The sequence below is a fragment of the Curtobacterium sp. UCD-KPL2560 genome (genome assembly GCF_001705035.1).
Taxonomy (GTDB): domain Bacteria; phylum Actinomycetota; class Actinomycetes; order Actinomycetales; family Microbacteriaceae; genus Curtobacterium.
Genome location: NZ_MCIG01000094.1, coordinates 1 through 9,947 on the forward strand (window position 1 = coordinate 1; position 9,947 = coordinate 9,947).

The 9,947-nt window shown below is 72.7% G+C and carries 11 protein-coding genes; 7 read left to right on the top strand and 4 right to left on the bottom strand.

The annotated features are described in order from the left end of the window. The coding region (locus tag BEP24_RS14810) for a 4'-phosphopantetheinyl transferase (RefSeq protein ID WP_065964714.1) at positions 1 to 618 on the bottom strand (618 nt) is incomplete at its 3' end. Between the two features lie 159 nt (positions 619 to 777). Continuing rightward, entirely contained in the window at positions 778 to 1,389 is a 612-nt protein-coding gene (locus BEP24_RS14815) for a hypothetical protein (RefSeq protein ID WP_065964699.1), read from the bottom strand. Between the two features lie 72 nt (positions 1,390 to 1,461). Between BEP24_RS14815 and BEP24_RS14820 the strand changes: the two genes are divergently transcribed. Continuing rightward, on the top strand, positions 1,462 to 2,349 hold the full coding sequence (locus BEP24_RS14820; RefSeq protein WP_065964716.1) for a putative RNA methyltransferase: 888 nt from the start codon (positions 1,462 to 1,464) through the stop codon (positions 2,347 to 2,349). A gap of 128 nt (positions 2,350 to 2,477) precedes the next feature. Here BEP24_RS14820 and BEP24_RS14825 read toward each other — a convergent pair whose 3' ends face one another. Next, on the bottom strand, positions 2,478 to 2,897 hold the full coding sequence (locus BEP24_RS14825) for a VOC family protein (RefSeq protein ID WP_065964700.1): 420 nt from the start codon (positions 2,895 to 2,897) through the stop codon (positions 2,478 to 2,480). A 61-nt stretch (positions 2,898 to 2,958) separates the two neighbouring features. Here BEP24_RS14825 and BEP24_RS14830 point away from each other — a divergent pair, with 61 nt between their 5' ends. Then, complete coding sequence (locus BEP24_RS14830) at positions 2,959 to 3,906, top strand: YafY family protein (RefSeq protein ID WP_065964702.1); 948 nt, start codon at positions 2,959 to 2,961, stop codon at positions 3,904 to 3,906. On the opposite strand, the gene BEP24_RS14835 is transcribed toward BEP24_RS14830, so the two are convergent. Then, the gene (locus BEP24_RS14835) at positions 3,907 to 5,010 is read right to left on the bottom strand and encodes an Abi family protein (RefSeq protein ID WP_253181720.1); all 1,104 of its coding nucleotides are present in this window, start codon (positions 5,008 to 5,010) and stop codon (positions 3,907 to 3,909) included. 121 nt (positions 5,011 to 5,131) lie between these two features. On the opposite strand from BEP24_RS14835, the gene BEP24_RS17720 reads away from it, so the two are divergent. Genes BEP24_RS17720 through kdpC form a run of 5 tightly spaced genes read left to right on the top strand, consistent with a single transcriptional unit; the run spans position 5,132 to position 9,779 of the window. Continuing rightward, the gene (locus BEP24_RS17720; protein WP_171898837.1) at positions 5,132 to 5,269 is read left to right on the top strand and encodes a hypothetical protein; all 138 of its coding nucleotides are present in this window, start codon (positions 5,132 to 5,134) and stop codon (positions 5,267 to 5,269) included. Then, positions 5,266 to 5,355 carry a potassium-transporting ATPase subunit F gene (locus BEP24_RS14840; protein WP_058729515.1) on the top strand — a complete coding sequence of 30 codons (90 nt, stop codon included), beginning with the start codon at positions 5,266 to 5,268 and terminating at the stop codon, positions 5,353 to 5,355. The genes BEP24_RS17720 and BEP24_RS14840 overlap by 4 nt, the downstream gene beginning before the upstream one ends. Beyond that, positions 5,355 to 7,046: a potassium-transporting ATPase subunit KdpA gene (gene kdpA, locus BEP24_RS14845; RefSeq protein WP_065964706.1), complete on the top strand. Its 1,692-nt coding sequence runs from the start codon at positions 5,355 to 5,357 to the stop codon at positions 7,044 to 7,046. The genes BEP24_RS14840 and kdpA overlap by 1 nt, the downstream gene beginning before the upstream one ends. 29 nt (positions 7,047 to 7,075) lie before the next feature. Further along, a complete protein-coding gene (gene kdpB, locus BEP24_RS14850; RefSeq protein WP_065964710.1) occupies positions 7,076 to 9,172 on the top strand; it encodes a potassium-transporting ATPase subunit KdpB in 2,097 nt (698 codons plus the stop codon). A gap of 4 nt (positions 9,173 to 9,176) precedes the next feature. Beyond that, on the top strand, positions 9,177 to 9,779 hold the full coding sequence (gene kdpC, locus BEP24_RS14855; protein ID WP_065964712.1) for a potassium-transporting ATPase subunit KdpC: 603 nt from the start codon (positions 9,177 to 9,179) through the stop codon (positions 9,777 to 9,779). Positions 9,780 to 9,947: the final 168 nt, after the last annotated feature.

A 9,947-nucleotide genomic window follows, 5' to 3' on the forward strand; every position in this document is an offset into this window, starting at 1 on the left:
GTCCACCGCCCACCCGCCCGTGGCCGTGAACGCCGGGCCCCGTCGGGCGGTCGCCACGAAGGTGCCGTCCGGACGCAGCACCACGCGTGCGCCGTCGATCCCGAACCAGCCGCCGTGGGCCGTCGTCCGTGCCTTCGCGACCGCCTCGGACGCGGCGAACAGCACGCTGTCCGGACTCTCACCACCGGATCGGCGGAGGGCCTCGAGACCGGCCCGGACGGGCGTGCTGTCGAGGTCCGCGATGCGCCCGAGCACCCCCGCGGGCAGCGGTCGGACGGGGGTCGCGTCGATGCCGATCCCGGCGTGTTCGACGGACCGACCGACGGCGCACGCGCGGAGTCCGGCGCAGTGCGTGATCGCGCCGACGACCCCGTCGGGCCACACGGGTGCGCCGCTCCGTGCGACGGGGATGGACGGCGCGTCGATCCCCGTGGCCGCGCAGGCACGGCGGGCGAGCACACGACCGGTCGTGAACTCCGCGCGACGGGCCGGCAGTGCCGTGGCGACCGCCGTGCGCTCGTCGTCGGTCAGCGGACCGTCGAGGTCGTGGGTCGTGGCGACGACGACCACCGAGGCGGGCAGGAGCGCCGCCCAGGGGTCACGTCGTCGAAGTTGCACATTGCAATCAGACGCCGGTTCCCTCGGAGTCCCCCGGACGGGGCACGTCCCGGGGCGGGATCGGGCACACGCTCAGGAGCGTGGACGGCGACGGTGACGGCGACGGCGACGGCGACCGTGCCGGAGCGCGGCGCACCGGACCGGGGCGCCACGCGTATCTCAGGCGGGCAGCACCGCGACGACCGCGTGGTGGTCCGCCCACGACGCGGTGAGGGTCTGGCCGTCCGGCACCGGCAGCCCGACCACCCGCAGCACGACGAGGTCGCCGTGGTCGGTCCGCACCGTGGTCTCGGTGCCGTCGGTGTGCGCCTCGACCCGGGTCACGGTGGGGGAGTCCGACGCCGAGCCGCTGCCCACCGCCGTCGCCTCCTTGTCGAACGTCCCGGAGCCGTCCGCGCGCTCGAGGTCGGCCTCGTGGCCGCCCGTGACGATCGCCCGCCGCACCACGTCGGCGTAGACCGGGTCGCCCACCGCGTCGTACACCCATCGGTGACCGAGCACCGAGTGGTCCATCTCGGTCACGAGGTGCGCGTCGGCACCCTCGAGCGGCGCACCGCGGTACGTCAACGGCGTGTGCAGCAGTCGGCCGTCCGGGGTCCGCACGACGATCACCTCGACGCCGACCTCGCCCGCGGGGTCGTCGAACCGGAAGCGCGTCACGACCTCGACGGACTCCCCGGCGGACAGCCCGCTCCACGGCTGCGCGGGCAGCCAGGCGGCGAGGGCCTCGGCCTTGGTCGGTCGGAGGGTTGCGTGGTGGATGACGGCCATGTCCCGACGCTACCGAGGACCGCTCACGCAGGCGTGACGGCCCGCCGTCCACACGCTGCGTACGCTGTGGGGGTGCGCGACGACCTCCTCCCCGTGCTCGCCTGCCTCGTCTGCGCCGAGCCGCTCGCCCGCGTCGCGGACGGATCGGTCGGGTGCGCGACGGGTCACCGGTACGACGAGGCGAAGCAGGGCCACCTCACGCTCCTCCCCGCGAAGCGCCGCGCGCTCACGGCGGACACCCCCGCGATGGTCGACGCCCGCGTGCGGTTCCTCGGCCGCGGGCACTACGGGCCCGTCGAGCGGGCGCTCGCCGCGGTCGTCGCCGACGCCACCGCCCCGGGCGTCGTGCTCGACGTCGGGTCCGGTCCCGGGACCTACCTCGCCCACGTGCTCGACGCGGTCGCCGACGACGCGGCCGACCGTGTCGACGCACCGGACCCGGACGGGAGGCGCGGCCCGGCCCCGGCAGGGGCCGTCGCGGCCCGCCTCGGGGTCGCGCTGGACCTGTCCGCGGTGGCGATCCGTCGCGCCGCACGGGTGCACGCGCGGGCGGGAGCCGTCGTCGGGGACGTGACCGAGCGCCTCCCGGTCGTCGACGACGCGGCCGCCGTCGTGCTGGACGTGTTCGCGCCGCGCAACCAGCGGGAGTACGCCCGCGTGCTGCACCCGGCGGGGGTCCTGGCGGTGGTGACCCCGCGGCCCGGCCACCTGGCGGAGCTCGCCGAGGCGACGATCGCCGTGGACCCGGAGAAGGAGCGACGGCTGCACGACTCGCTGACGCCGTCGTTCGCGCTGCGGAGCTCGGACGACCTGACGTGGACGATGGATCTGACCGCCGAGGACGTGCACGACGTCGTGCACATGGGGCCGAGCCACCACCACGTCGACCCGGACCGGGTCTTCGCGCCCACGACCGTCACCGCCGCCGTGACGGTCAGCACCTGGACGCCCGCGGGCTGAGGGCCTCCGCGCCGACGGCTTGCGGGCCTGCACACGCCGGCGGAGTGCGGGCCTCCACGTCGACGGAGCAGACGACGTCGGGTCCGCGCTCGGTACCCGACGTCGTCTGCTCCATCCGTGGCCGGGCGTCAGGCCTGCGGTGCCGCGACGTCGAGCTGCCAGACGACGCCGAACCGGTCGCGCAGCTGTCCCGCGAGCGGCGCCCACGGCGTCGGTGCGAGGGGCTGGCGCACCTCGGCGCCGTCGGACAGGGCCTCCCAGTAGCGCGTGACCTCGTCCGCGTCGTCACCGTGCACGAAGACGTAGAAGGCGTTCGTGCCCTGGTCGTAGGGCTGGTCCGGCCAGACGTCGAACGCCATGATCCGGAGACCGGCCTCGGTGGTGACCTGGCCGAACACGATGCGGTCGGTCCATGCGGGGTCCTGCGATGCGCCCATCTGGCCGTAGGTCGCGGCGGTCACGGTCCCGCCGAAGACCGTTGCGTAGTGGTCCAGGGCCGCGCGGGCCTGGCCGTCGAAGTTGAGGTGTGTGGTCGTCTCGATGCTCATGGCAGGAGTGTGTCGGGCGTTGCGGTCAGATCGTGACCGAAACCCGGACGAGGATGGAGGCATGTCCGGACCGTCCTCGCGCATGCTGTCGCTGCTCTCCCTGCTGCAGGTGCACCGCGACTGGGCCGGCGACGAACTCGCGACCCGGTTGGCCGTCAGCCCGCGCACGCTCCGCCGCGACGTCGACCGGCTCCGGGACCTCGGGTACCGCGTGGAGTCGGTGCGCGGACCCGCGGGCGGCTACCGGCTCGCCGCCGGTTCGGACCTGCCGCCGCTGCTCTTCGACGACGAGCAGGCCGTCGCGATCGCCCTCGCCCTCGCGGTCGCCCCGGCCTCGGGCGCCGACATCGCCGAGGCCGCGACCCGGGCGCTCGCCACCGTGCGCCAGGTGATGCCCGAACGGCTGCGGAACCGGGTCGACCTGGTGGACGCCGTGGCCGCGCCGGGGCGGACCCGCGTCGACCCCGAGGTGCTCGTCGCCGTCGGTGAGGCCGTCCGCCGCCACGAGGTCCTGCGCTTCGGCTACGGCGATCGGGACACCCCGCACCGCGTCGAGCCGCACGCGGTCGTCGCGCGGAACGGCCGCTGGTACCTGCTCGCGTGGGACCCCGAGCACGACGACTGGCGCACCTACCGCGTCGACCGGATCGTGCCGCGGATGCCCACCCGGCTGGCGTTCACCCCGCGACCGGTCCCGGGTGGCGACGTCGCGGCGTTCGTCTCGGCACGGTTCCGGGGCTCGTCGACCGAGGACGTGTGGCCGTGCACCGGGTCGGTACTCGTGACGGCTGGGGACGCCGAGCGGATCGCACCGTTCCTGCCGGAGGACGCGGTCGTCGAGCCCACGGGGGACGATCGCCGGCGGGTGACGCTCGGGTCGTGGTCGTGGGACGGACTCGCGGGGGTGCTCGCCGGGACGACGGTGCCGTTCACGGTCGAGGGGCCGGAGGAGCTGCGGGTCGCGGTGGAGGCGCTCGCGGCGCGGTTGCTCGACGCCGGTCGTGGCTGATCAGACGGCGCGGGTCTGCCGGGGGTTCCAGAGCGGCTCTTGGAGCCATGCCGGATCTGCACCGGTCGAGCCGACGTCGATCCCGTCGATGTCCGGGAAGGACGACAGGAGTGCCGCCGTCCGCACCTGCCAGTCCTCGTCGGAAGGCACGGCATCGAGCAGATGCGCCAGGACTGCCAAGACCTCGTAGACGCCGAAACGCTTCGGTGCCGATCCGGAACCGAGGTGTGCGAGCGCCGGGACCTGCGCCGCGGTCGGGCGCTTGGGAGCGACGACAAGCTTGCGGTTGAACAACCGCGAGTGGTGGGCAGCGACGTTGCGCACGTAGTTGACGGACGCGAGCCAGCTCCGCATCAACTGTTTCGTCGGAACCGAGAACGCCGCGGCGACTTCGGTGGCGAGATCGTTCCGGAGCCCGCCGTACAGCCGCGACACCTGCCCGAGTTCGAGCAACTCGACGACGACCCAGACGGGCATGTGTCCGTCGTACCGATCGCGGAAGTGCGTCACGAACGACTCATCCGAACGGCCCTTCCGGTCCTCGAGCCGGCCCAGCCACCGCTGGTGTTCGCTGCGCCGGTCGGGGTCCGATCCCGAGGCGGTGAAGGCCGCACTGAATGCTGCTGGATCCTCGTGGGCGAACGGCGACAGCCGACCGAGGACGTGCGCGAGCCTGGTGCGGATAGCGACTTCGACCCGTTCCACGGCCTCGAGGACCAGCAAGCGCAGCGCTCGATCGAAGGCGATCAGTTCGCAGGCGTGGTCGAACCGGGCAGTGACGCGGTACTGCTCCTCGACGACGACCGACGCTCGTCCGCGCTCATCGATCACCGTGTGGGACTGCCGGAGCGGGTAGAGGTAGCCGGTGAGCCGGTAGTACCCCACCTCGTGCAGCACGGCCGCCGCGCGTTCGACGTCCGGGATGACGAGTCCTCGGCGGCGAAGGATCCCGATCTGGTCGTCGATCGACAGCCACGGCTTCGTGTAGGGCACCTCGTCTCCCCCCGGGACAAGAAAATCGGCCCGAGCCGTCAGGCGAGCGGGCCGATCGTGATGCTGCAAGGGTACCAGCGTCGCCCCGGCCTCGGCAACGAGGCTGAGCATCCGCGGCTCGCGCCGCGTCGGTCGTTAGGGCGGCGCATGCGTCCGACAGCAGGCCGTCAGGAACCCGTTAGGACCGGCCTGGAGGCGCGGTGCCGGATCCAGCATCGGTTCCGCACCACACGTGGTGCGGTCAGCGTCACCCGACGCGGACCACGCAGCAACCCTGGAGTCCCTCGTGTTCGACGTCTTCGTCGTCGCCGGTGTCCTCGCCGTGTTCGGTGTGGTGGCACTCATCGCCAAGGGGGTGGAGCGACTGTGATCGTCGTCACCATCGCCGCCGCCGTCCTCGGCATCGCCTCGGTCGTCTACCTGGTGTGGGCCCTGGTCCACCCGGAGCGCTTCTGATGGCCGGCTCCGCCGCCGACACCTGGGCCGGCATCGCCCAGGTCGCGACGCTCGTCCTGCTCCTCGTCGTCGCACACCGCCCGGTCGGGGACTGGATGGCGCACGTCTACACGCCGACGAAGCACGCCCGCATCGAGCGCGGCGTGTACCGGGTGATCGGGGTCGACCCCGACGCCGAGCAGTCCTGGCCCGCGTACCTGCGGGGCGTGCTGCTCTTCAGCGTCGTCGGGCTCCTCGTCGTCTACCTGCTGCAGCGCATCCAGGTGGTGCTGCCGGGGAACCTCGGGCTGCCGGACGTCGGGCCGTCGCTCGCGTTCAACACGGCGGCGTCGTTCGTCGCGAACACGAACTGGCAGTCCTACTCGCCCGAGGCCACCGTCGGCTACACCGTGCAGATGGCGGGCCTCGCGGTGCAGAACTTCCTGTCCGCCGCGGTCGGCCTCGCCGTCGCCGTCGCCCTGGTCCGCGGGTTCGCCCGCCGGAAGTCGGGCACGCTCGGCAACGTCTGGGTCGACGTCGTGCGCGGCACGGGTCGCCTGCTCCTGCCCGGCGCGTTCGTGTTCGCGCTCGTGCTCGTCGCCGGGGGCGTCGTGCAGTCCTGGGGCGCCGGGATCGACGTCACCACCCTCGCCGGCGGGACGCAGCACATCCCGGACGGCTTCGTCGCGTCGCAGGAGGCGATCAAGGAGCTCGGCACGAACGGTGGCGGCTACTTCAACGCGAACTCGGCGCACCCGTTCGAGAACCCGCAGGCGTGGACGAACCTCGTCGAGGTCTTCCTCATGCTCGTCATCCCGTTCTCGCTCCCGCGCACCTTCGGGCGGCTCGTCGGCGACGGCCGCCAGGGCACCGCGATCCTCGCCGTGATGGGCGCGATCTTCCTCGTGTCGCTCTCGGTGATGTCGATCGCCGAACTCGCCGGCGGCGGCAGCGCCACCCAGGCGGCGGGCGCGGCGATGGAGGGCAAGGAGATGCGGTTCGGCATCCTCGGCACGACCCTCTTCGGCACGACCTCGACCGCGACGTCCACGGGCGCCGTGAACGGCATGTTCGACAGCTTCACGCCGATCGGCGGCATGATGGCGCTCCTCAACATGATGCTCGGCGAGATCAGCCCCGGCGGTGTCGGCTCCGGCCTGTACGGGATGCTCGTGCTCGCGGTCATCACGGTGTTCATCGGCGGGCTCCTCGTCGGTCGCACCCCGGAGTACCTCGGCAAGAAGATCCGCGCCCGCGAGATGACCTTCGCCGCGCTGTACATCCTCGTCACGCCGACCCTGGTGCTGCTCGGCACCGGACTGTCCCTGGTGATCCCGGGCGTCCGTGAGCAGGTCCTCGGCACGAGCCTGTTCAACCCGGGCAACCACGGGCTCTCCGAGTTGCTGTACGCCTTCACCTCGGGCGCGAACAACAACGGGTCGGCGTTCGGTGGGCTCACCGCGAACACCACGTGGATGAACTCCGCGCTCGGCGTCGTGATGCTGCTCGGGCGGTTCATCCCGATCGCGCTCGTCCTGGCGCTCGCCGGGTCGCTCGCCGCCCAGGACAAGGTGCCCGCGACCAGCGGCACGCTGCCCACGCACCGGCCGCTGTTCATCGGCCTGCTCGGTGCGGTCGCCGTGATCGTCACCGCCCTCACCTACTTCCCGGTCCTCGCTCTCGGACCGCTCGCGGAAGCACTCGCCCGATGAAAGCCCAGCCGATGTCCGAGGACACTGCAATGACCACCGTGACCGACGCGCCGGAGGCGACCACCGCCTCCCGGCCGACCACCTCGTCCGCCTTCGGGCCCCGCCAACTGGCGGCGGGCCTCCCGGGCGCCCTGCGCAAGCTCGACCCGCGCCTGATGTGGCGCAACCCCGTCATGTTCATCGTCGAGGTCGGTGCCGCGCTCACCACGGTGACCGCCTTCGTCGAGCCGTCCGCGTTCACCACCGCGATCGCGGTGTGGCTCTGGCTGACGGTGGTCTTCGCCAACCTGGCCGAGGCCGTGGCCGAGGGCCGTGGCAAGGCGCAGGCCGACACCCTCCGCAAGACCCGCTCCACCACGAGCGCACGGCGCGTCCGCGGGTACGACGCGGCCGGCGACCCGGCCGCCCTGCGGGCCGAGACCGAGGAGCTGGCCTCCGTCGACCTCGCCAAGGGCGACGTCGTGGTCGTCGTCGCCGGTGAGGTGGTCCCGGGCGACGGCGACGTCATCGACGGCATCGCGAGCGTCGACGAGTCGGCCGTCACCGGCGAGTCCGCGCCCGTCATCCGGGAGTCGGGCGGTGACCGCAGCGCGGTGACCGGCGGCACCCGGGTGCTGTCCGACCGGATCGTGGTGCGCATCACGTCGACGCCCGGCGAGACCTTCATCGACCGGATGATCCGGCTCGTCGAGGGTGCCGCTCGCCAGAAGACGCCGAACGAGATCGCGCTGAACATCCTGCTCGCGTCGCTGTCGATCGTGTTCGTGATCGTCTGCCTCACGATGCAGCCCATCGCGGGCCTCGTCGGCGCCACGGTCAGCGTGCCCGTGCTCATCGCCCTGCTCGTCTGCCTCATCCCGACCACCATCGGCGCGCTGCTCTCCGCGATCGGCATCGCCGGCATGGACCGGCTCGTGCAGCACAACGTCCTGGCGATGTCGGGCCGCGCGGTCGAGGCCGCCGGTGACATCACCACGCTGCTGCTCGACAAGACCGGCACGATCACCTACGGCAACCGCCAGGCGTCCCGCGTCGTCCCGGTGCCCGGCGTGACCGTCACGACGCTCATGGAGGCGGCAGCGCTGTCGAGCGCCGCCGACAGCACACCCGAGGGACGGTCCATCGTCACGCTCGCGGCAGCAGACGGGGTCGCACCCGGGACGCCCGCCGGCGCGGTCGAGGTGCCGTTCACGGCGCAGACCCGCATGTCCGGCCTCGACCTGGCCGACGGCTCGCAGATCCGCAAGGGCGCCGCGGCCGCCGTGCTCGCCTGGGCCGGGTCCGCGGACGCCGCGGTCGTCGCCTCGGTGGACGCCACCGTCGCCGAGGTCTCCGACCAGGGCGGGACGCCGCTCGTCGTCGGACGGCGCGACGCCTCCGGGACCGTGGCGCTGCTCGGCGTCGTGCACCTGAAGGACGTCGTCAAGGAGGGCATGGCCGCCCGGTTCGCCGAGCTCCGCAGCATGGGCATCCGCACCGTGATGATCACCGGCGACAACCCGCGCACCGCGAAGGCGATCGCCGCCGAGGCCGGGGTCGACGACTACCTCGCCGAGGCCACCCCGGAGGACAAGCTCGCGCTCATCAAGCGGGAGCAGGAGGGCGGCAACCTCGTCGCCATGACCGGCGACGGCACGAACGACGCCCCGGCCCTGGCGCAGGCCGACGTCGGCGTCGCGATGAACACCGGCACCACCGCTGCGAAGGAGGCCGGCAACATGGTCGACCTCGACTCCGACCCGACGAAGCTCATCGACGTCGTCCGGATCGGCAAGCAGCTGCTCATCACCCGCGGTGCGCTGACGACCTTCTCGATCGCCAACGACGTCGCGAAGTACTTCGCGATCATCCCGGCCATGTTCCAGGCGGCGTTCCCCGGCCTCGCGGCGCTCAACGTCATGGGACTGCACAGCCCGTCGTCCGCGATCCTGTCCGCGGTCGTCTTCAACGCCCTCGTCATCGTGGCGCTCATCCCGCTCTCCCTGCGGGGCGTGCGCTACCGGGCGGCCTCTGCGTCGTCCGTCCTCGGACGCAACCTGCTCGTCTACGGGCTCGGCGGCGTCATCGTCCCCTTCGTCGGCATCAAGCTGATCGACCTCGTCGTCGGTCTCATCCCGGGGTTCTAGTCCAATGGCATCCGTACGGTCCACCTTCCGCTCCACCGGTGTGGCGATCCGCCTCACCCTCCTGTCCACCGTCGTCCTCGGCGTCGTCTACCCGCTCGCGGTGTGGGGCGTCGGCCAGGCCGCCTTCCACGACCAGGCGAACGGGTCGATGGTCACCGACTCCTCCGGCACGGTCGTCGGCTCGTCCCTCATCGGGCAGTCGTTCGACGGCAAGGGCGCCGACCGCTGGTTCCAGTCGCGCCCGAGCGCCGCGGGCGAGGAGGGCTACGACGCGAACGCCTCGTCCGGCTCGAACCTCGGCCCGTCGAACCCCGACCTGCTCAAGGCGGTCGAGGAGCGCCGCGCCGCCGTGGCGAAGGCCGACGGGGTCAGCGCCGCCGAGGTGCCGGCCGACGCGGTCACCGCCTCGGGCTCGGGCCTCGACCCGGACATCAGCCCGGAGTACGCGCTCCAGCAGGTGTCCCGGGTGGCCTCGGCCCGCGGGCTGTCCGAGGACACCGTCCGCAGGCTCGTCGACGAGCACACCGAGGCCCGGCAGCTCGGGTTCCTCGGGGAGCCGGTCGTCAACGTGCTCGAGCTGAACCTGGCGCTCGCGGCGACGCGCTGACGCGGGGGCGGGGGCGGGGCGCGGCCGAGGTCGCGGCCGTGGTCGCGGTCGCGCTCCGCGCTGCTGCGGCTCGCACAACCGGAAGCACCTCGCACCACGGAATCCCGTGGCGCGACGTGCTCCCGGTTGTGCAGACGCACGTCGAACCACCCCGCCCCGCGCCACCAC